This window comes from Arthrobacter sp. DNA4 (assembly GCF_024362385.1).
Lineage (GTDB): Bacteria > Actinomycetota > Actinomycetes > Actinomycetales > Micrococcaceae > Arthrobacter.
The window spans coordinates 4,293,865-4,313,784 of the sequence record NZ_CP101466.1; the positions used below are offsets into that span (position 1 = coordinate 4,293,865).

Sequence of the window (19,920 nt, forward strand, 5' to 3'; positions counted from 1 at the left end):
TTCACGGTGCTGCAGAAGAAGCCTAGCCTGTCCATTTCCATTTGAGTAGGGCTCAGGCGGACTGCCGGAGGACAAGCTGATGCCGGAGGGTCAGGAAGGCCTCGGCGCTGCGGTCCTTGATTGTGCCGGAAAGCAAGCCGTCCACGAGTCCGACGGCGGCGCGGCCCACCGCGCGAAGGTCAAGCGAGAGGGTGGTCAGCTCGGGGGTGAGCAGCTCACCGAGCGGTATCCCGTCCATTCCGATGACCGGACAATCGTTCGGGGCAGACCTGCCAGCTTCCTGGAGCGCCTTCAGTGCGCCTGCTGCCATCAGGTCGTTGAAGGCGAGAATGCCGTCGACCCGGCTGCCGCCCGTTGGGAGGAGGGCGATGGCTGATTTGGCAGCGGCCGCGGACGGCTCCGCCGGCAGGCGGGTGAGGTGCACGCCTGCCTGTTCGGCCTCGGCCGCTGCTGCCGTACTCCGGCTGCTGGCGTTATTGCCTTGGTCAGAGTCAAGGAAGATGATGTTCCGGCAACCACGGGACGACAGGCGTGTCAGGGCGAGCCGGGCAGCGTGACGGTAGTCGAAGGAGATTCCTCCGGCAGTGTCCGTGCCCGGGTAGTCGATGGCGACGACAGGGCGCTGGCCCATCAGCGCCTGCGCTTCGTCAGGGTGCGGCGCAAGGTAGCCGATCAGTGCGTCCACTTGGGGCGCAAGCCGGACAGCGGCAGTTACGGCGCTGCCGGTGCCATGGCCGTAGTCGTCCATCACCACGTTCCAGCCGCGCTCGGTGGCGGCTTCAACCACGCTGGAGGCAAAGGCCGGAAAATAGGGGTTTGTCAGGTCCGGGATGGCGAGTCCTATCGAAGTCCGGGCGCCCTGCACCAGGCCCTTCGCAAAGCGGCTGGGGACGTACCCCATTTCCGATGCGAGTCCCTTGACCCGTTCCCTGGTTTCCTGGCTGATGCCGGCCATGTCATTCATGGCACGGGTCACGGTCTGGCGTGATACACCGGCTGCAGCTGCCACATCCAGGATGGTGGCCCGCTTGCCCCTGGGTCCTGGGATCTGGGGGGTCATAGACGGTAAGTCTAGGCGGCTGGGCCAGATGCGCCATCAAATATGGCTGCTAACCGGGGGTTTTGGGGACCATACCTGATGGAGCAAGTCAGGGGTTGTTTTGTTTGTTAAATGTGGGAGGCCCCAACCGTGTGTGGTTGGGGCCTCGACCATGAATGATGTTCCGGCGGTGACCTACTCTCCCACACCCTCCCGGGTGCAGTACCATCGGCGCTGTGGGTCTTAGCTTCCGGGTTCGGAATGGGACCGGGCGTTTCCCCCACGCTATGACCGCCGTAACCCTTGTACCCGAACCCCCGGGGGGGGTTGGGAAATCTGTGGTTACAACATGTGGTGTTGTATGTAGTTGTGTTGGTTCCTACCAGTACCGTGCCCGTGTTGGGGGGTTGTTGGTTGGGAACCACATAGTGGACGCAAGCAGAATTTTGTATGTATCTGTGTGGTGTAAGTTATTGGCCTATTAGTACCGGTCAGCTTCACGAGTCGTTAGTCCTCGCTTCCACATCCGGCCTATCAACCCAGTGGTCTGGCTGGGGGCCTCTCACACAATAATGTGTATGGAAATCTCATCTTGAAGCGAGCTTCCCGCTTAGATGCTTTCAGCGGTTATCCCATCCGAACGTAGCTAATCAGCGGTGCACTTGGCAGTACAACTGACACACCAGAGGTTCGTCCGTCCCGGTCCTCTCGTACTAAGGACAGCCCTTCTCAAATTTCCTGCGCGCGCAGCGGATAGGGACCGAACTGTCTCACGACGTTCTAAACCCAGCTCGCGTACCGCTTTAATGGGCGAACAGCCCAACCCTTGGGACCTACTCCAGCCCCAGGATGCGACGAGCCGACATCGAGGTGCCAAACCATGCCGTCGATATGGACTCTTGGGCAAGATCAGCCTGTTATCCCCGAGGTACCTTTTATCCGTTGAGCGACGGCCATTCCACAATGTACCGCCGGATCACTAGTCCCGACTTTCGTCCCTGCTCGAGATGTCTCTCTCACAGTCAAGCTCCCTTGTGCACTTACACTCGACACCTGATTGCCAACCAGGCTGAGGGAACCTTTGGGCGCCTCCGTTACTTTTTAGGAGGCAACCGCCCCAGTTAAACTACCCATCAGGCACTGTCCCTGACCCGGATTACGGGCCGAAGTTAGATGTCCAAAGTGACCAGAGTGGTATTTCAACGATGACTCCACCCGAACTGGCGTCCGGGCTTCAACGTCTCCCACCTATCCTACACAAGCCACTCCGAACACCAATACCAAACTATAGTAAAGGTCTCGGGGTCTTTCCGTCCTGCTGCGCGTAACGAGCATCTTTACTCGTACTGCAATTTCGCCGAGTTTATGGTTGAGACAGCGGGGAAGTCGTTACTCCATTCGTGCAGGTCGGAACTTACCCGACAAGGAATTTCGCTACCTTAGGATGGTTATAGTTACCACCGCCGTTTACTGGGGCTTAAATTCTCAGCTTCGCCGTGAGGCTAACCGGTCCTCTTAACCTTCCAGCACCGGGCAGGAGTCAGTCCGTATACATCGTCTTGCGACTTCGCACGGACCTGTGTTTTTAGTAAACAGTCGCTTCCCCCTGGTCTCTGCGGCCCCGATCCCCTCCCGGACGCGAAGTCCGATCAAGGTTGGGGCCCCCTTCTCCCGAAGTTACGGGGGCATTTTGCCGAGTTCCTTAACCATAATTCTCTCGATCGCCTTAGTATTCTCTACCTGATCACCTGTGTCGGTTTGGGGTACGGGCGGCTAAAACCTCGCGTCGATGCTTTTCTCGGCAGCATAGGATCACCAAATCCCCCAAACGGGGGTCCCATCAGATCTCAGGCCATATGAGTGGCGGATTTGCCTACCACTCGCCCTACATCCTTAGACCGGGACAACCATCGCCCGGCTCGGCTACCTTCCTGCGTCACACCTGTTAATACGCTTGCCTCCCAGGATCAGGTCCCGCGCTCCACCAAAACCCTCACACCACAAGGGTGATCGGGCAGGTCTCGGGCGGTTAGTATCCCCTGTTCAACATGGACGGTTTTTCGCCGGTACGGGAATATCAACCCGTTGTCCATCGACTACGCCTGTCGGCCTCGCCTTAGGTCCCGACTTACCCAGGGCAGATTAGCTTGACCCTGGAACCCTTGATCATTCGGCGGACGGGTTTCTCACCCGTCTTTCGCTACTCATGCCTGCATTCTCACTCGTGTAGGCTCCACCGCTGGTTTACACCGCGACTTCACCGCCCACACGACGCTCCCCTACCCATCCAGACGCCTGAACCACAAGGGCTTAGCTAATATCTGAATGCCACAACTTCGGCGGTGTACTTGAGCCCCGCTACATTGTCGGCGCGGAATCACTTGACCAGTGAGCTATTACGCACTCTTTTAAGGGTGGCTGCTTCTAAGCCAACCTCCTGGTTGTCTGGGCAACTCCACATCCTTTCCCACTTAGCACACGCTTAGGGGCCTTAGTTGGTGGTCTGGGCTGTTTCCCTCTCGACTATGAAGCTTATCCCCCACAGTCTCACTGCTGCGCTCTCACTTACCGGCATTCGGAGTTTGGCTGACGTCAGTAACCTTGTAGGGCCCATTAGCCATCCAGTAGCTCTACCTCCAGCAAGAAACACGCAACGCTGCACCTAAATGCATTTCGGGGAGAACCAGCTATCACGAAGTTTGATTGGCCTTTCACCCCTACCCACAGCTCATCCCCTCCATTTTCAACTGAAGTGGGTTCGGTCCTCCACGACGTCTTACCGTCGCTTCAACCTGGCCATGGGTAGATCACTTCGCTTCGGGTCTAGATCACGCCACTCACACGCCCTATTCAGACTCGCTTTCGCTACGGCTGCCCCACACGGGTTAACCTCGCGACGTAACACTAACTCGCAGGCTCATTCTTCAAAAGGCACGCCGTCACCAGAATCAGACTGGCTCCGACGGATTGTAAGCACACGGTTTCAGGTACTGTTTCACTCCCCTCCCGGGGTACTTTTCACCTTTCCCTCACGGTACTGGTCCGCTATCGGTCATTAGGGAGTATTTAGGCTTATCAGGTGGTCCTGACAGATTCGCACGGGATTTCTCGGGCCCCGTACTACTTGGGATACTCTCACAGGCGGTACAAACACATTACGGTTACGGGACTAACACCCTCTCTGGTAAGCCTTTCAAAACCGTTCACCTATGCGCGCACATCACACCCCACCAGCCCGGCAGAACTGGTATGGAAAGTCCCACAACCCCGACCATGCAACGCCCGTACTATCACACATGGAACGGTTTAGCCTGATCCGCGTTCGCTCGCCACTACTAACGGAATCACTATTGTTTTCTCTTCCTGCGGGTACTGAGATGTTTCACTTCCCCGCGTTCCCCCCACGCACCCTATGTGTTCAGGTACGGGTCACCAAGTCACTCGCGCGCTTGGCGGGGTTTCCCCATTCGGACACCCTGGGATCACAGTCCGGTTATCGACTCCCCCAGGCTTATCGCAGATTCCTACGTCCTTCTTCGGCTCCTAATGCCAAGGCATCCACCGTGTGCTCTTAAAAACTTGACCACAAAGATCAAAAACAAGCTCACTCGAGAGAACCATGAAAACTGTCCCGCGCACCCAAAGGCACACGAACCAGATCCAGGTTCATTTATCTTGGAAATTGCTTCTTATACAAGATGCTCGCGTCCACTATGTAGTTCTCAAACAACAACCCCACACCACACACCCCACACACACGTGCGTGGGGTGTCATGGCAGGGAAACCAGAAACAAACACTCCCACCAGAACACCACCCACACCCCGAAAGGCGAAGACAGCGAACCCGTGGTCCTGTTGCCTCAGGACCCAACAGTGTGCCAAACACGAAAACCACCACATCACCACGCCCACCGTTCCAGAACCACCACCAGGTGGGATTCGTACTAGAGAAGGACACGACAACACAACGGCCGCTATTTGTTGATATTCCACCCATGAGCACCCGCCGCAGGACAATCGCCTGCGCAACGGGCTTGCTTCCTGACAACCCCCACACCCGGACATACATCCAGGCCGGTAGCTGTAGGCGCTCCTTAGAAAGGAGGTGATCCAGCCGCACCTTCCGGTACGGCTACCTTGTTACGACTTAGTCCCAATCGCCAGTCCCACCTTCGACAGCTCCCTCCCACAAGGGGTTAGGCCACCGGCTTCGGGTGTTACCAACTTTCGTGACTTGACGGGCGGTGTGTACAAGGCCCGGGAACGTATTCACCGCAGCGTTGCTGATCTGCGATTACTAGCGACTCCGACTTCATGGGGTCGAGTTGCAGACCCCAATCCGAACTGAGACCGGCTTTTTGGGATTAGCTCCACCTCACAGTATCGCAACCCTTTGTACCGGCCATTGTAGCATGCGTGAAGCCCAAGACATAAGGGGCATGATGATTTGACGTCGTCCCCACCTTCCTCCGAGTTGACCCCGGCAGTCTCCTATGAGTCCCCACCATCACGTGCTGGCAACATAGAACGAGGGTTGCGCTCGTTGCGGGACTTAACCCAACATCTCACGACACGAGCTGACGACAACCATGCACCACCTGTAAACCGACCACAAGTGGGGGACCTGTTTCCAGGTCTTTCCGGTTCATGTCAAGCCTTGGTAAGGTTCTTCGCGTTGCATCGAATTAATCCGCATGCTCCGCCGCTTGTGCGGGCCCCCGTCAATTCCTTTGAGTTTTAGCCTTGCGGCCGTACTCCCCAGGCGGGGCACTTAATGCGTTAGCTACGGCGCGGAAAACGTGGAATGTCCCCCACACCTAGTGCCCAACGTTTACGGCATGGACTACCAGGGTATCTAATCCTGTTCGCTCCCCATGCTTTCGCTCCTCAGCGTCAGTTAATGCCCAGAGACCTGCCTTCGCCATCGGTGTTCCTCCTGATATCTGCGCATTTCACCGCTACACCAGGAATTCCAGTCTCCCCTACATCACTCTAGTCTGCCCGTACCCACCGCAGATCCGGAGTTGAGCCCCGGACTTTCACGGCAGACGCGACAAACCGCCTACGAGCTCTTTACGCCCAATAATTCCGGATAACGCTTGCGCCCTACGTATTACCGCGGCTGCTGGCACGTAGTTAGTAGCGCTTCTTCTGCAGGTACCGTCACTTTCGCTTCTTCCCTACTGAAAGAGGTTTACAACCCGAAGGCCGTCATCCCTCACGCGGCGTCGCTGCATCAGGCTTGCGCCCATTGTGCAATATTCCCCACTGCTGCCTCCCGTAGGAGTCTGGGCCGTGTCTCAGTCCCAGTGTGGCCGGTCACCCTCTCAGGCCGGCTACCCGTCGTCGCCTTGGTAGGCCATTACCCCACCAACAAGCTGATAGGCCGCGAGTCCATCCAAAACCACAAAAGCTTTCCACCAACCACCATGCGATGATCAGTCATATCCGGTATTAGACCCAGTTTCCCAGGCTTATCCCAGAGTCAAGGGCAGGTTACTCACGTGTTACTCACCCGTTCGCCACTAATCCACCAGCAAGCTGGCATCATCGTTCGACTTGCATGTGTTAAGCACGCCGCCAGCGTTCATCCTGAGCCAGGATCAAACTCTCCGTTGAAGTAAAACAGACACAACCAAAACCACCGGAAATAACGGCGACAAAGGCTGCACAAAATTTGAAACCAGCTAAAAACACCAAACCACACCACAGGGGCGGCACGATTCGGCAAATTCAACCAATTACATACATAATCGGTATCAACAAACTTGGCACACTATTGAGTTCTCAAACAACAGACACACCCGGCACCACCCAAACCAACGTTCAGGATCGCTCCGGAGCAACTTTTCAAACTTACCCGATCCCACAATCCGAGTCAAATCCATCTTCCAGGATTCACATCGAATTGAAGACCGCCCCATACCAATTTCAAGCGCCCTAAAGAGCAACCAGATTTTGGCTTTGATTTCGGGGTTTTGGCCACCCGGTGAACAGTTCTTCACTGTCTCCCCCGCGGCGACTTAGAAAACAATACACGCACTCCGGGCCCACCGCAAACCGGGTCTCCGGGGGCCGGAAATCCGCGGTTTTGCGCGGCGAAACCCGGGATGGAGCACCCAAGCGGCCTGCCGGCGTCGTAATTCCGGCGTGTGGGCTGCCGCACAGCCCGCCGACCCGGCGCCCACCTGCCACGGCTTAACGCAGAAGGGCCGGCAACCCTAAGGTTGCCGGCCCTTCTCAAGCAGCTGGAATCAGCGGTGCTGGATTACCAGGAAGACTTGGTGATGCCCGGGAGCTCACCGCGGTGAGCCATGTCGCGGAAACGGACACGGGAGATACCGAACTTCTGGAAGGTGCCACGGGGGCGGCCGTCGATGATGTCGCGGTTGCGCAGACGGATCGGGGACGCGTTGCGGGGCAGCTTCTGCAGGCCCAGGCGGGCTGCTTCGCGTGCTTCGTCGGTTGCGTTTTCGTCAACCAGGGTCTTCTTCAGTTCGAGGCGCTTTGCAGCGTAACGCTCAACGATGACCTTGCGCTGCTCGTTGCGAGCAATCTTGGACTTCTTAGCCATGTTTAGCGCTCCTCTCGGAATTCGACGTGCTGGCGGATCTTGGGGTCGTACTTCTTCAGGACCATGCGGTCCGGGTCGTTACGACGGTTCTTGCGGGTTACGTAGGTGTAACCCGTGCCCGCGGTCGACTTGAGCTTGATGATCGGACGTACGTCCTTGTCCTTAGCCACTAGAGCTTCACCCCACGAGCCAGAACGTCGGCGACGACTGCGTCGATACCGCGCACGTCGATGGTCTTGATGCCACGTGCAGAAACCTGCAGCGTGACGTTACGGCGCAGGGACGGAACCCAGTAGCGCTTCTTCTGGATGTTCGGATCGAACCGACGCTTGTTGCGGCGGTGCGAGTGCGAAATGCTGTGCCCAAAGCCCGGCTCGGCCCCGGTCACTTGGCAGTGTGCTGCCATGACTTCTCCTCAAGAATTGAAAGTAATGATCCGCATATCTGCTGCTGGACCATGCTGCCAAGTGCGACCCACAGAATGTACGGGCAACGGTTAGTTACGCAACTTGAGCCCCTAACTACCGGCCACCCTGGAGAAAATTACCGGGCAACCGGAGCAATTGCGCACGCTCCGCGCACTTAGCGCCTACCAAGTCTACGAGTTGACGCAATTAAAGACCAATCGGGTGTATAAGGGCTTGCCCCTGCTGAAAGGTCACAGCCGCCGCTGGTCCCTTTTCACAGCAGGGACATAGCTTCCCCACGCATGTTTGATTCATGAACACGCAGCTCCTGCCGGCGTCCCCGGCCGCAAGCAGCTCCGGCCGCCCGGAGCTTTCACCACCGAAGATACCCGCCCGCGGCTGGTTTGCCCGCCAGTACCGCCAGCGCATGCTGCGGACGGACCTGCTGACCGTCATTGCCTGGGCATCCGTTGCCGCGGCAATCTCCCTGTGGCTGGCCGACGGCGGGGCCACCAACATCACTTCGCCCGCCCCACTGTTCACGGCTGCGGGGATCGTGGCCGGGCTGGCGGGCATGGACCTGGTCCTGCTCATGCTGCTCCTGGCCGCAAGGATCCCGTTCATCGACCGCACCATCGGCCATGACCGGGCCCTGGAATTTCACGGCAAACTGGGAAAGCCGTCCCTCTACCTCCTGTTGGCGCACAGCCTCCTGCTCGCCGTCGGATACGGCATGGCCGAGGGACTGGACCCGGTCAGCGAGTCCATCAACCTGTGGGTGCAGGTGCCCGATATGTGGCTGGCGTTCGTCTCCATGGCGCTGTTCATCGCCGTCGTCGTGACCTCCCTGGTGGCTGTGCGCCGGCGCTTCCCCTATGAGTTCTGGTACGTGGTCCACCTGCTGACCTACGCGGCGGTGGCAACGTCAATCCCGCACCAGTTCAGCGTGGGCGGCCTCTTCGCCGCCGGCACCTGGCAGCGGTGGTATTGGCTCGCCATCTGCATCTACACCGGCTCGGCGCTGGTGTACTTCCGCATCCTTGAGCCGGTGCTGGCCACCGTGCGCCACCAACTGACGGTGGCCCGTGTGGAAGCCGTGGCTCCGGGCGTGGTGAACATCGTCATGCGGGGCCGGAAGCTGGACCAGCTGGCAGGAACGGGCGGACGCTTCTTCATCTGGCGCTTCCTGGCTCCGGGCATGTGGTGGCACCCCCACCCGTTCAGCCTGTCCGCGGAGCCCGTGGTCAACGGCCGGGACGGCCAGGGGACGCTGCGGGTTACTGTCCGGAACCTTGGCGACGGTTCCGCCCGGCTGCTCCGGCTGCGGAAGGGCACCAAGGTGGCCCTGGAGGGCCCCTACGGAATGCTCAGCACGGCAGCCCGGACGAAGAACAAGGTGGTGATGATCGGCGCCGGCATCGGCATCACTCCCCTGCGCGCGCTGCTGGAGACCACCCCATTTGCTCCTGGCCAGGCCACGGTCCTCCTCCGCGGCCACACCGACAAGGAGCTTTACCTGGGCAACGAAATCCTTGACCTCTGCCAGGCGCGCGGGGTCCGGCTCTTCCACCTCACCGGGCCGCGGGGCCACGGCCAGTCCACCTGGCTTCCCGAGGAGTCGGTGCGCAACGGCTACAGCCTTACCTCCTATGTGCCGGACATCAGGGATGCGGACGTCTACGTCTGCGGCCCGGCGGCGTGGGCGGCCAACGTCATTGCGGATGCCGGGAAGGCCGGCGTCCCCGAGGAACAGATCCATCACGAAAGGTTTGACTGGTGAAAATTCGCGGAACAGTCGCAGCAGCTTTGGCCTCCGCCGGGATCCTCCTGGCGGGCTGGCAGACAGGCACGCAGGCGGGCGGCATCAGCACCGTGGCATCAAGTACGACGGCGACAGGCACCACGGGTGCCACCGGCACGGGAGCGTCGGGCTCGTCGGGGTCCTCCAGCTCGTCGGGCACCACAGGTTCCTCCGGGTCCGCAAGCTCCTCCGGGTCCACGAGCTCCGGATCCTCCAGTTCCTCCACCTCCGGCACCTACAAAGGAAACACCGTCCAGACCCGGTTTGGCCCCGTGCAGGTCCAGATCACGGTGGCGAACGGGAAGATCACCGATGTCACGGCGCTGCAGCTGACCAACACGGACGGCAAATCCATCCAGATCAGCAACCGCGCGGCGCCCCTGCTCCGCAGCAAGGTCCTGGCGGCACAATCTGCCAATGTCCAGACCGTCAGCGGCGCCACCATCACCAGCGACGCCTACCTCACCTCTCTCCAGGCAGCCATCGATGCAGCAAACCTCTAACCCCATGCCGGCACCCGCCGGCACGGCTGGCATCACTCTAAAGGCCCGCACCTTTGAATGCATGGGAACGGTCATCGGCCTGACGATGCCGGTGGACTCCCCCGCGGAAGGGCAGCCGGGGCTCGACGTGCTCGCTGCCGCCACCGCCGTCGTCGAACGCCTGTTCCGGGACCTGGATGACACGTTTAGCCTGTACCGTCCCGAGTCGGAAGCCAGCCGGCTGGCGCGCGGTGAACTGAAGCTGCCCCACGCGTCGGCACAGATGCGGGAGCGTTACACCGAAGCCCATGAGTGGCGCCTGCGCACGGAAGGGGCCTTCACCCCTGAAAGGCCGGACGGGGTGCTGGATCTGTCCGGCATCATCAAGGGCCATGCCATCCGCGAGGCCGGGACGTCGCTCCTTGCCCTGGGCCGCCGGGACTGGTGCCTGAACGCCGGCGGCGACGTCCTGGTCAGCGGCTCGCCGCACCCCGGCAGCGCCGAGCCCTGGAAAGCCGGCGTGGTGGACCCTGCCGACCGCCAGACCCTCATCACCGGATATCCGCTGGGCGGCAACAGCCGGCACAGCGCGATGGCCACCTCCGGCTCCGCTGAACGCGGCGAGCACATCTGGCGGGTGGCGGGCGGGGCGCGTGACGCCGGGTTTGTCCAGGTCACCGTTGCCGCCGAGGATATTGTCACCGCCGACGTCCTGGCCACCGCCATCGTTGCCGGCGGGACACGGATGCTGGACCATGCCGCGGACAACTGGGACGTTGCCGTACTGGCCATCCGCGCGGACGGCTCAATGCTGGCGACTCCGGCGTTCCAGCCAGGGTCGGAAAGGCGCAGCCAGGACCCGCGCTAACGGGACCCGCGCTACAGCCGCGTGAGCTGGGGGTACTTGGCCTGCAGGTTGTCCCCCGAGGATTTGCCGGTGACGCGGCGGACCACCCACGGCGCCGCGTACTCGCGGAACCACTGGGCGTTGGCACGGATGGCGTCGGCCCCGCTCAGTTCCGGGACCGGAGTCATGGGCGGGACATCAATGGAGTGGTCATACTTGAGGACCTCAAGCACGCGCTTGGCCATGTTCGCGTGGCCGGCGGCGGACATGTGCATCCGGTCGTGGGCCCACATGCCCCAGTCGTAGTACTCGCTGAAGCGCCAGTAGTCCACCAGCAGGGCGCCGTGGTCCCCGGCGATCCCGCGGACCAGTTCGTTGTAGATGGCAGTGCGGCCGCGCATGGTGCCGAACACCTTCGAGCCCCGGGCGTCGAAACCCGTGAACATCATCACGGTGGCACCGGTGGCAGCGAGCTTCCCCACGGCGTCGTTGTATTCCACGAGGAGGTCATCGATGTCCACGCGCGGGCGGAGAATGTCATTGGCACCGGCGTAGATGGTCACCAGGGTGGGGTTGAGCTCGACGGCGGCGTCCACCTGCTCAGCCAGGATCTGGCGGAGCTTCCTGCCACGGATGGCAAGGTTGGCGTAGCCGAAGTCCGGGTCCGCGGCGCAGAGTTGTTCCGCCACACGGTCGGCCCACCCGCGGACACCGTTGGGACGTGCCGGGTCGTCGTCACCGACGCCTTCGGTGAAAGAGTCGCCAAGTGCCACAAACCGGGAAGTGAAATCCATGCGGTTAGTTTGCCACCCGTTGCCGGAAGCAACCAATCACCCGGGATGCTCCGCAGGTCAGCCCTGGGTTTCGCGCAGGATCCAGTGGTCCGAGTCCAGGCGTCCCACCACTTTTTCACCGATCCGCGCCAAGTCCAGCACGTCCTGTTCAGTCAGGGCATCGAGGAACAGGCCACGAACGTCCTCAACATGCGCCGGGGCCAGGCCCACGATGGTGGCCATGCCTTCCTCGGTGAGGTGCGCGGTGGTCACCCTCGCGTCGTGGGGGTGCGGGCGGCGTTCCACCCAGCCGCGCTTCTGCAGTTTGGTCACCACGTGTGAGAGGCGGGAAAGGGAGGCACTGGTGCGGGCTGCGAGCTCGCTCATGGGCAGGAACCGGTCCTCGGCTTCGGACAGCATGGCCAGGACCGTGTAATCGAACAGGGACAGTTTTCCCGCAGCGTGCAGCTTGGTGTCCAGGGCGGCAGGCAGCAGCGTATTGATGCTTACCAGTGCCAGCCAGGCGCGGCGTTCGTCAGCGTTGAGCCAGCGGGGTTCGGTCATGTTCCCTATTCTACGATTGATCCTTCAAGTAGCTGGTGCGCCGCCGGTAGGCTTGCCCCATGTATGTTGTCTCCCTCACCTACCGCGTGCCCCAGGAGATCGTCGACTTCCACAACGACGCCCACATGGCCTGGCTGCAGAAGGCGTTCGACGACGGCGTGTTCATCGCCGCCGGGCGCAAGATTCCGCGCACCGGCGGGTTGCTGCTGTCGCAGGCCGAACGGGAGACCCTGGATGCGAGCCTGGCGCAGGATCCGTTCTATACCAATGGGGTTGCCGACTTCGAAGTCATGGAGTTCCATGCAGGACGGGTGGCCCCGGGCTACGAAATCCTGTTGGACACCCCTCCCCAGCCCGCGCCCTAGGGCGTGCCGGCGCCGTAAGGTGTGCTGCCGCCGTCGTACGTTCCCGCGGCGAGCTTCTTCAACCCGCCCTTCCGCGGGACTTTGACCGGCTGGGGCCAGCGCGGGGTGAGGGTGTCCCCCAGCGTGACCCCACGGAGCTTGCGGCCGAAGAGCGGCAGGACCCAGTCGTGGACCCAGTGCCGCTGGCGCCGCTCCCACTCGCGCAGACTGGGCCGGGTGGGTGGTTCCCAGTCCTTGGGCTTGATCTTGTGCGGCACGCCCAGCTGGTCCAGCACCTGCCCTGCAAGGTATTTGTGCCCGGCTTTGGACATGTGGAGCCGGTCCGAGTCCCACATCCGCCGGTCGTGGAAGGCGTCCAGGGACCAGTAGTCCACCAGCACTGCACCGTATTTATCCGCGATGTCCCGGACCCGCTGGTTGTAATAGGTGTTCCGCTTCTTCAGCGGCTCCAGCAACGCGGACACCTTGACGTCGAAACCCGTGAAGAGGACCAGCGTGGCCCCGGTGCCGGCCAGCCGGGCCACCAGCTGTTCGTAGTCCGCCATGAGCGCCGGCATGTCGGTCTTCAGGTCCAGGATGTCGTTGCCACCGGCGTAGAGCGTGACAAGCGTTGGCCGCATCCGCAGCGCCGGTTCCAGCTGCTCGTCGACGATGTGCCGCAGCCGTTTGCTCCTGATGGCCAGGTTCGCGTATTTCCACCCTGGCTGCGCTTTGGCGAGTTTCTCGGCCACCCGGTCGGCCCACCCCCGCACCCCGTTGGGCAGCCGCTCATCCCGGTCCCCCACCCCTTCGGTAAAGGAATCCCCCAGGGCAACAAACACCCGCCGCCCGGAGTCAGGAAGCAAGGGATCAGAGGGCACCACGCTAACCTAGCCCCACAAAAGAAAGCGCAGGGAAAGCCGAGGTAAAGCAATGGTGACGAACCCTTGTAGCCGGAACCGGGGGCTTGCGTAGGAGCGCATCGCCGACAGGAGCGCAGTGAAGGCCGCCCGCGGCGGGAACGCAGCGGAAGGAGGTGTCTAAGCGACGGCAAGCCGCCGGTTCCGGCGTAGCCAGCAACGGGGCCGGGGCTACCCTTCGGCTTTGCCCTGCCGCCAGTACCCCATGAACGCCACCTGTTTCCGGTCGATCCCCACGTCGCGGACGAGGTACCGCCGCAGTTCCTTGATGACCCCTGCTTCGCCCGCCATCCAGGCGTAGAAGGGCAGGGCACCGGCGGGCAGGTGCGGGTTCCTGGAGCCGCTGATGACGGAGGATTCCAGGCGCCCGGGCGTCTCCCACAGGATGTCTTCATCCACGTTGACGTCATCGGGCTCCGGCCCAGCGCCGCCGTCGTCCGCCGTGATGCCCACCCAGCCGGGCACGGGGACGGCCTTGCGCACGGCTTCCTCAAGCAGCTGCCCGTGCGGCCGGGACCGTCCGATGGCGGCGCCGCGGGCCAGCCAGGTGATTTCGATGTCCGCCGGGGAGCTGAGTTCCAGGAAGTCGCCGGCCTGCGGAACTTCCAGGAAGGCATGGCCACTCATGTACGACGGGAGGGTTTCCAGGATCGCGGAGATGGCGGGGACGGCGGTTTCGTCGCCGGCGAGCAGGACGCGCTGGGCCATGCCGGGGCGCCACTCGATGCCGGAATAGGTTTCGGCGGTGACACAGTGCGCGGCGCGGTTGTTCGGGCCGATGATGGTGAGCGGGTCGCCGGGTTTGGCCTTGGATGCCCAGTCCGCGGCCGGCCCGGCGTGTCCGTGGTCGTCGGCGTGCATCACTAAGTCGACGTCGATCTCGGGGTACACCGCATCCAGCCGCGCCTCCCGGACCGTATACGTGCGCATCGAGCCGCGCACGGCCGGGTCCATGGCCAGCCAGTCCCGGTACCAGCCTGCGTCGCCCGTGTCGAAGGCGGGGACCGGCAGCGGCGCGCCGTCCGGGGCCTGTGACGGGATGACCAGCTTGACCCGGAGGTCCAGGGTGTGGCCGTGGACGCCGAAGTCTCGCAGGGAGTAGCCGCCGAAGGTGATCCTGCGGAACGTGGGGCTCAGCTGCTGGACGGCGGAGACGGTCACCTCGAAGGCAAGGCTCATTGGCTGGGTGGCGGCGCTTTGCCGGATCTTCATGAAACGAGCTCCAGTTCGGTGGTTGTGGCGTGGTGGCGGCCGATGGGAAGGATCAGCGGGGTACCGGAGACAGGATCCGGGATGACCCGGCTCTCCAGGCCGAAGACGTCTTTGACCAGGTCCTCCGTCACCACGTCCCCCGGGGAGCCCAGGGCCGCAACAGCGCCGTCCTTCATGGCAATGACGTGGTCCGCGTAGCGTGCGGCCAGGTTGAGGTCGTGCAGGACGATGGCCACGGTGGTGTCCCGCGTGCGGTTCAGGTCCGTTACCAGGTCCAGGACCTCCACCTGGTGGGCCAGGTCCAGGTAGGTGGTGGGTTCGTCCAGCAGCAGGACGTCGGTTTCTTGGGCGAGGGCCATGGCGATCCAGGCCCGCTGCCGCTGGCCGCCGGACAGTTCGTCCACGTCCCGCCCGGCGAGCTCCAGCGTTCCGGTGGCTTCCAGCGCGCGCTGCACCGCGGCGTCGTCCCCTTCACTCCAGCTGCGGAAGAAGCCCTGGTGCGGGTAGCGTCCCCGCCCCACCAGGTCGCGGACGGTGATGCCGTCCGGGGCGCTGGGGTGCTGGGGAAGCAGGCCCAGGGTGCGGGCCAGTTCGCGTGCCGGACGGGAATGGATGTCCTTGCCGTCCAGGGTCACGGCGCCATCGGCGGGTTTCAGGAGCCGGGACAGGCCGCGCAGCAGGGTTGACTTTCCGCAGGCGTTGGCGCCCACGATCATGGTCACCCTGCCTTCGGGGATCCGGACGCTGAGCCCGTCCACCACGCAGCGCTGGTGGTAGGCGAGGGTCAGGTCCTTGGCTTGGAGAACTGCCACGTCAGGCATCCTTTCGGTTGGCCGTGACCAGGAGCCACAGCAGGAACGGTGCGCCGAGCGCGCCGGTGACCACGCCCACCGGCAGCACGGTGCCGCCCAGGAGCAAGGGGGCCAGGTTGGCTGCGAAGTAGTCGGCCGCCAGGACAATCAGGGCGCCCACCATGGCCGACGCCGGCAGGCTGGCTTTGCCGGTGAAGCGGTGGGCGATGGGACCGGCCAGGAAGGCGACGAACGAGACCGGTCCGGCAGCCGCCGTCGCCACTGCTGCCAGCGATACCGCGACGACCACCAGTGCCAGGCGCGCGGTGTTGACCCGGACGCCCAGGCCGGCGGCTGCGTCATCCCCCAGTTCCAGGATGCGCAGCGGCCCGGCGATAAGCCCAGTGGCGGGAACCAGGGCGGCGAGCGCGAGGAAGAGGATGCCGGCGCGGTCCCAGTTGGCGGAGTTCAGGGATCCGTTCAGCCAGACCAGGGCGTCGGCCGCCGTGCGGATGTCGGCCCGGGTCATCAGGAAGCTGACCACGGCCTGGAGGGCTGCCGCGGTCCCCACACCGGCCAGGACCAGCCTGTTTCCGGCAGCGGTTCCCCTGCCGGTTCGGCGGGCGCCGCGGGAGATCGCGTAAATCAGGGCTGCCACCGCCAGGGCACCCGCCAGCGCGGCCCCGGACACCGCGGCACCGGATGCGCCGAAAACAACGATCGCAACAACCGCCGCCGCGCTGGCCCCGGAACTGATGCCGATGACGTCCGGACTGGCGAGGGGGTTCCGCAGCATGGTCTGGAACAGGGCGCCGGCCAGGCCGAACGCGATCCCGATCAGGAGGCCGATGACCGCACGGGGAAGCTTGTTCTCCATCACGATGAAGCTGGCGCCGGGAATCTTCACACCGCCGGTGAGGTGGTTGAAGACGATGGTGAAAAAATCCGGGATGGTCACCGTGTAGCTGCCCAGAAGGACGGACGCAAAGAACAGGAGCACGACGGCGGCAGCCAGCACCGCGGTCCGGTGCAGTCGCCCCCGTCCCCCGCGTTGCTCCATCACTTTTGGTCCTTGAGGACCGGTTTTGGCAGCCATATCTGATAGCGCAACGCCGGTCACAGGCCTGCCCCTTTCCCGCGGCGGACCAACCACACGAACACGGGGGCGCCGATCAGGGCGGTCATGATGCCCGCCGGGATTTCACCGGGAAGCAGCACCACCCGGCCAACGATGTCCGCGCCCAGCAGCAGCGCCGGGGCGGCCACCAGGGACAACGGCAGGATCCAGCGGTAGTCCGGGCCGGTGAGGAAGCGGACGGCGTGCGGCACCACCAGGCCAACGAAACCGATGGGCCCCGCCAGCGCGGTGGCCGTGCCGCACAGCAGGACCACCCCCAGGGCCGCCACAGCGCGGGACATGCCCACCCGTTGGCCCAGTCCGCGGGCAACGTCGTCCCCCAGGGCAAGGCTGTTGAGGGTCCGCCCGGCCAGCAGCACGACCAGCGCACCGGCCGCCAGGAACGGCAAACCCGGTAGGAGCACCGACCAGTCGCGGCCCGCGATGCCGCCCACCTGCCAAAAGCGGAACCGGTCAAGGGTGTCCTGGCTGGAGACCAGGATGACATTCATGAGCGATGCCAGCCCGGCACTCAATGCGGCTCCCGCCAGCGCGAGCTTCACCGGCGTGGCGCCCTCCCGGCCCAGCGAGGCGATGAGGTACACCACGACGGCCGCCGAGGCGGCCCCCGTGAACGCGAACCAGATGTAGCCGGAGAAGGTGGTCACGCCGAAGACGTAAATGCCCGTAACCACCGCCAGGGCAGCTCCGGCGTTGACTCCAATGATGCCGGGATCGGCCAGCGGATTATGGGCAACACCCTGCATCGCCGCACCGGCAAGGCCCAACGCACCGCCGGCCAGCAGGCCCAGGACGGTCCGCGGGATGCGGGCCTGCACCACTGCGTGGTCCCCGTTTGCGGGATCGAACGCTGTGAGCGCCTGCCACACAGTGCCGAGGGGAACATCACGGGCGCCCACGGCCAGCGATGTGCCGGCCAGGAGCACCAGCACGACGACGGCGGCCAGCAGCCAGGCGGGCCGCCTCCTACCCGGAGCATCACCGCGGAGGGTGCCGGGGACTGCCATGGCCTGCACCTGGGTGCCGTTGTCCGCTGCCGGACGCGCCGTCGTCGTACTCATCAAAGGGTGCCTACTTCACTGCATCCGCTGCTTTAGCCAGCTGCGGCAGGAACGTGTCCACGGACCAGGGCAGGCTCAGCGGCGACGATGCCGAGATGGAAAGGGTCAGGGTGTTGTCCGAATCGGCCACCAGGGCACCATTCTTGATGGCCGGGATCTGGCCGAGCAGCGGGTCCGCCTTGATGGCGTCGGTGGTGGAGGCATCGGGAACCCAGGTGACGAAGATGTCCGACTGCAGTTCATTGGCCTTCTCGGCGGACCACGGAATGTAGAACTCCTTGGAGCCCTTGGAGTTGTCCGCCACTACCGGGGCCAGGGTCATACCGATTTCGCTGAGGAAGCGGGGGCGGTTGTCGTTGGCGGTGTAGACGTTTACGCCGTCGCCCTTGGCGGGTTCCAGGTTGCCGTAGATGAAGCTCTTGCCTTGAATCTGCGGGTACTGGGCCACCTTGTCCTTGACCATCGACTCGGTGTCGGAAACCAGTTTGGTGGCTTCGGCTTCCTTGCCCAGGGCCTTGCCGATGATGGTGGTGGAGTCCTGCCAGGACGTTCCATAGGCCACCTCGGGGTGGGCCACGACGGGGGCGATTTCGCTGAGTTTCTTGTAGTCCTCTTCCGTGAGGCCGGAATAGGCAGCAAGGATCACGTCCGGGTTGAGCTTGGCGATCTCCGTGAAGTTGACGCCGTCCGCCTCGGAGTACTGCACCGGGGCCTTTTCGGAACCGAAGCCCGCGCCCAGCTTTTCAAGCGCGGCATCCTTCCAGGGGGTGGAGCCCTTGTCATTGCCGCCCCACTCGTTCCTGGGGACGCCAACCGGAACCACGCCAAGCGCGATGGCGACGTCGTCGTTTACCCAGGAGACGGTGGCAACCCGGGTGGGCTGCTTCTCGATGGTGGTACTGCCGTACACGTGCTCGATGGTGACGGGGAACGCGGTGCTGCTGCTGGAGCTGCCGGTATCCGCAACGGTGGTGGCAGGACCTGTGCTGCACGCAGACAGCGTGAGGGCCGCCGCGGCCAGCACTGTGCCGTCCTTAACGGCCGAGGAAAACAGCGTGCGGCGGGTGGGCGCCGGGCCGGGAAAGAGGGGGAACGTCACGGGGCTCCTTGAATCGGGCTGATCAAAACTTAAGTAAGGCTAACCTATATAAATCACCATTACGCAACACTTTTATCACCTAATCCATCAACGTGACGAAACCCACATTCTGCGGTTGGCTGCTTGGACAGGACCCGCATCGTTTGGCAGGATGGCCCTTGCTGGTCCGGCTCCAGAGACACCGGACGGCTGAACACGAAAAGGACAACGGGAACGATGCGCACGCAGAGGGCCAACTGGGCCGCCGCTGCCGTGGAGAGCGGGGTGGCCGCTCTGGCCTGCACCGCGGAGACTGACTGACTCCCCCGTTATCCCTCGGCCCGGCTCCGGGACGCCCACCCTTCACGAAAGTTTCAGCCATGCAATCAGTCACGTCCCAGCAGATCCGCTCATCCTTCATCAATGCCAGCCGCTCGGAAGCCGCAAAGCTGACCCTGCCCAAAAACTTCGACTCCCTCGACTGGGACAGCCTGGAGTTCCTCGGCTGGCGGGATGAAAAGATGCCGCTGCGCGGCTACCTCGTGGTCCCGGGACAAAAGGGCCTCACCGGCATCATGCTCCGGGCACCCGAGGGAGGGGCCAAAAAGAACCGGTCGGTGCTGTGTGAGCTCTGCCGGGATGTGTTGTCCAACGAGGACGTGTTGTTGTGGGTCGCCAAGCGGGCAGGCCAGTCCGGGCGGAACGGCAATACCGTCGGCACCCTGATCTGCGCCGACTTCGTCTGCTGCGGCAACGTCCGCAGGGAGCCGCCCGTCAATGAGATCAATCCCGATCCCGCCGCCGTGGTGGAACGCCAGATCAAGGGCCTGCAGGACCGCACGGCGCTGTTCCTTGCGCGCGTTCAGGCCAAGTAGAACGTCAGGAGAA

General features: G+C 63.1%; 17 protein-coding genes and 3 rRNA genes. 5 read left to right on the forward strand and 15 right to left on the reverse strand.

The genetic code is table 11. The annotated features are described in order from the left end of the window. Window positions 1–52 precede the first annotated feature (52 nt). The 7 genes from NMQ03_RS19825 to rpmB form a co-directional block, all read right to left on the reverse strand. Window positions 53–1,060, reverse strand: coding sequence for a LacI family DNA-binding transcriptional regulator (locus tag NMQ03_RS19825; RefSeq protein ID WP_255173631.1), 1,008 nt, complete (start codon window positions 1,058–1,060; stop codon window positions 53–55). 161 nt (window positions 1,061–1,221) lie between these two features. Then, window positions 1,222–1,338: ribosomal RNA gene (rrf, locus tag NMQ03_RS19830) — 5S ribosomal RNA — on the reverse strand. Between the two features lie 161 nt (window positions 1,339–1,499). Next, window positions 1,500–4,624, reverse strand: a 23S ribosomal RNA gene (locus NMQ03_RS19835). Between the two features lie 514 nt (window positions 4,625–5,138). Further along, a 16S ribosomal RNA gene (locus NMQ03_RS19840) occupies window positions 5,139–6,659 on the reverse strand. Together the 16S, 23S and 5S rRNA genes form the textbook arrangement of a ribosomal RNA operon. Before the next feature lie 649 nt (window positions 6,660–7,308). Continuing rightward, a complete protein-coding gene (gene rpsN / locus NMQ03_RS19845; RefSeq protein WP_015938870.1) occupies window positions 7,309–7,614 on the reverse strand; it encodes a 30S ribosomal protein S14 in 306 nt (101 codons plus the stop codon). Between the two features lie 2 nt (window positions 7,615–7,616). Next, window positions 7,617–7,784, reverse strand: a complete 168-nt coding sequence (gene rpmG, locus NMQ03_RS19850; protein WP_013602737.1) for a 50S ribosomal protein L33 — start codon at window positions 7,782–7,784, stop codon at window positions 7,617–7,619. Beyond that, on the reverse strand, window positions 7,784–8,020 hold the full coding sequence (gene rpmB / locus NMQ03_RS19855; protein WP_255173632.1) for a 50S ribosomal protein L28: 237 nt from the start codon (window positions 8,018–8,020) through the stop codon (window positions 7,784–7,786). Before rpmB ends, rpmG begins: the two co-directional genes overlap by 1 nt. A gap of 314 nt (window positions 8,021–8,334) precedes the next feature. On the opposite strand from rpmB, the gene NMQ03_RS19860 reads away from it, so the two are divergent. The 3 genes from NMQ03_RS19860 (at window position 8,335) to NMQ03_RS19870 (ending at window position 11,172) form a co-directional block, all read left to right on the forward strand. Next, window positions 8,335–9,801, forward strand: coding sequence for a ferric reductase-like transmembrane domain-containing protein (locus NMQ03_RS19860; protein ID WP_255173633.1), 1,467 nt, complete (start codon window positions 8,335–8,337; stop codon window positions 9,799–9,801). Beyond that, window positions 9,798–10,325: an FMN-binding protein gene (locus NMQ03_RS19865; RefSeq protein ID WP_255173634.1), complete on the forward strand. Its 528-nt coding sequence runs from the start codon at window positions 9,798–9,800 to the stop codon at window positions 10,323–10,325. The genes NMQ03_RS19860 and NMQ03_RS19865 overlap by 4 nt, the downstream gene beginning before the upstream one ends. Window positions 10,326–10,386: 61 nt before the next feature. Then, window positions 10,387–11,172: an FAD:protein FMN transferase gene (locus tag NMQ03_RS19870; protein ID WP_255173635.1), complete on the forward strand. Its 786-nt coding sequence runs from the start codon at window positions 10,387–10,389 to the stop codon at window positions 11,170–11,172. Between the two features lie 11 nt (window positions 11,173–11,183). Here NMQ03_RS19870 and NMQ03_RS19875 read toward each other — a convergent pair whose 3' ends face one another. Together NMQ03_RS19875 and NMQ03_RS19880 are read right to left on the reverse strand one after the other, a co-directional pair. Beyond that, on the reverse strand, window positions 11,184–11,945 hold the full coding sequence (locus NMQ03_RS19875) for an SGNH/GDSL hydrolase family protein (RefSeq protein WP_255173636.1): 762 nt from the start codon (window positions 11,943–11,945) through the stop codon (window positions 11,184–11,186). A gap of 57 nt (window positions 11,946–12,002) precedes the next feature. Further along, window positions 12,003–12,488, reverse strand: coding sequence for a MarR family winged helix-turn-helix transcriptional regulator (locus NMQ03_RS19880; RefSeq protein WP_255173637.1), 486 nt, complete (start codon window positions 12,486–12,488; stop codon window positions 12,003–12,005). Window positions 12,489–12,547: 59 nt separating this feature from the next. Here NMQ03_RS19880 and NMQ03_RS19885 point away from each other — a divergent pair, with 59 nt between their 5' ends. Next, window positions 12,548–12,853: a YciI family protein gene (locus NMQ03_RS19885; RefSeq protein ID WP_255173638.1), complete on the forward strand. Its 306-nt coding sequence runs from the start codon at window positions 12,548–12,550 to the stop codon at window positions 12,851–12,853. Here the strand turns inward: NMQ03_RS19885 and NMQ03_RS19890 are convergent. From NMQ03_RS19890 to NMQ03_RS19915, 6 genes are all read right to left on the reverse strand, one after another. Further along, window positions 12,850–13,713: an SGNH/GDSL hydrolase family protein gene (locus tag NMQ03_RS19890; RefSeq protein ID WP_255173639.1), complete on the reverse strand. Its 864-nt coding sequence runs from the start codon at window positions 13,711–13,713 to the stop codon at window positions 12,850–12,852. The two genes, NMQ03_RS19885 and NMQ03_RS19890, sit on opposite strands and share 4 nt — an antisense overlap. A gap of 210 nt (window positions 13,714–13,923) precedes the next feature. Beyond that, window positions 13,924–14,964 (reverse strand): siderophore-interacting protein, encoded by a 1,041-nt coding sequence (locus NMQ03_RS19895; RefSeq protein WP_255173640.1) that lies wholly within the window; start codon window positions 14,962–14,964, stop codon window positions 13,924–13,926. After that, entirely contained in the window at window positions 14,961–15,776 is an 816-nt protein-coding gene (locus NMQ03_RS19900) for an ABC transporter ATP-binding protein (protein ID WP_255173641.1), read from the reverse strand. Before NMQ03_RS19900 ends, NMQ03_RS19895 begins: the two co-directional genes overlap by 4 nt. A 1-nt stretch (window position 15,777) precedes the next feature. Then, complete coding sequence (locus tag NMQ03_RS19905) at window positions 15,778–16,815, reverse strand: iron chelate uptake ABC transporter family permease subunit (RefSeq protein WP_255175678.1); 1,038 nt, start codon at window positions 16,813–16,815, stop codon at window positions 15,778–15,780. Between the two features lie 56 nt (window positions 16,816–16,871). Continuing rightward, on the reverse strand, window positions 16,872–17,900 hold the full coding sequence (locus NMQ03_RS19910; RefSeq protein ID WP_255175679.1) for an iron ABC transporter permease: 1,029 nt from the start codon (window positions 17,898–17,900) through the stop codon (window positions 16,872–16,874). A 64-nt stretch (window positions 17,901–17,964) separates the two neighbouring features. Then, the gene (locus NMQ03_RS19915) at window positions 17,965–19,053 is read right to left on the reverse strand and encodes an iron-siderophore ABC transporter substrate-binding protein (RefSeq protein WP_255173642.1); all 1,089 of its coding nucleotides are present in this window, start codon (window positions 19,051–19,053) and stop codon (window positions 17,965–17,967) included. A 359-nt stretch (window positions 19,054–19,412) separates the two neighbouring features. On the opposite strand from NMQ03_RS19915, the gene NMQ03_RS19920 reads away from it, so the two are divergent. After that, window positions 19,413–19,907, forward strand: a complete 495-nt coding sequence (locus NMQ03_RS19920; RefSeq protein WP_255173643.1) for an FBP domain-containing protein — start codon at window positions 19,413–19,415, stop codon at window positions 19,905–19,907. Window positions 19,908–19,920: the final 13 nt, after the last annotated feature.

What these genes read in the sequence shown, in the direction of transcription:
- NMQ03_RS19825 (WP_255173631.1), bottom strand. Translation starts at nt 1,060, where the DNA reads ATGACCCCCCAGATCCCAGGACCCAGGGGCAAGCGGGCCACCATCCTG.
- rpsN (WP_015938870.1), bottom strand. Translation starts at nt 7,614, where the DNA reads ATGGCTAAGAAGTCCAAGATTGCTCGCAACGAGCAGCGCAAGGTCATC.
- rpmB (WP_255173632.1), bottom strand. Translation starts at nt 8,020, where the DNA reads ATGGCAGCACACTGCCAAGTGACCGGGGCCGAGCCGGGCTTTGGGCAC.
- NMQ03_RS19860 (WP_255173633.1), top strand. Translation starts at nt 8,335, where the DNA reads ATGAACACGCAGCTCCTGCCGGCGTCCCCGGCCGCAAGCAGCTCCGGC.
- NMQ03_RS19870 (WP_255173635.1), top strand. Translation starts at nt 10,387, where the DNA reads ATGGGAACGGTCATCGGCCTGACGATGCCGGTGGACTCCCCCGCGGAA.
- NMQ03_RS19875 (WP_255173636.1), bottom strand. Translation starts at nt 11,945, where the DNA reads ATGGATTTCACTTCCCGGTTTGTGGCACTTGGCGACTCTTTCACCGAA.
- NMQ03_RS19880 (WP_255173637.1), bottom strand. Translation starts at nt 12,488, where the DNA reads ATGACCGAACCCCGCTGGCTCAACGCTGACGAACGCCGCGCCTGGCTG.
- NMQ03_RS19885 (WP_255173638.1), top strand. Translation starts at nt 12,548, where the DNA reads ATGTATGTTGTCTCCCTCACCTACCGCGTGCCCCAGGAGATCGTCGAC.
- NMQ03_RS19895 (WP_255173640.1), bottom strand. Translation starts at nt 14,964, where the DNA reads ATGAAGATCCGGCAAAGCGCCGCCACCCAGCCAATGAGCCTTGCCTTC.
- NMQ03_RS19905 (WP_255175678.1), bottom strand. Translation starts at nt 16,815, where the DNA reads ATGGAGCAACGCGGGGGACGGGGGCGACTGCACCGGACCGCGGTGCTG.
- NMQ03_RS19910 (WP_255175679.1), bottom strand. Translation starts at nt 17,900, where the DNA reads ATGGCAGTCCCCGGCACCCTCCGCGGTGATGCTCCGGGTAGGAGGCGG.
- NMQ03_RS19920 (WP_255173643.1), top strand. Translation starts at nt 19,413, where the DNA reads ATGCAATCAGTCACGTCCCAGCAGATCCGCTCATCCTTCATCAATGCC.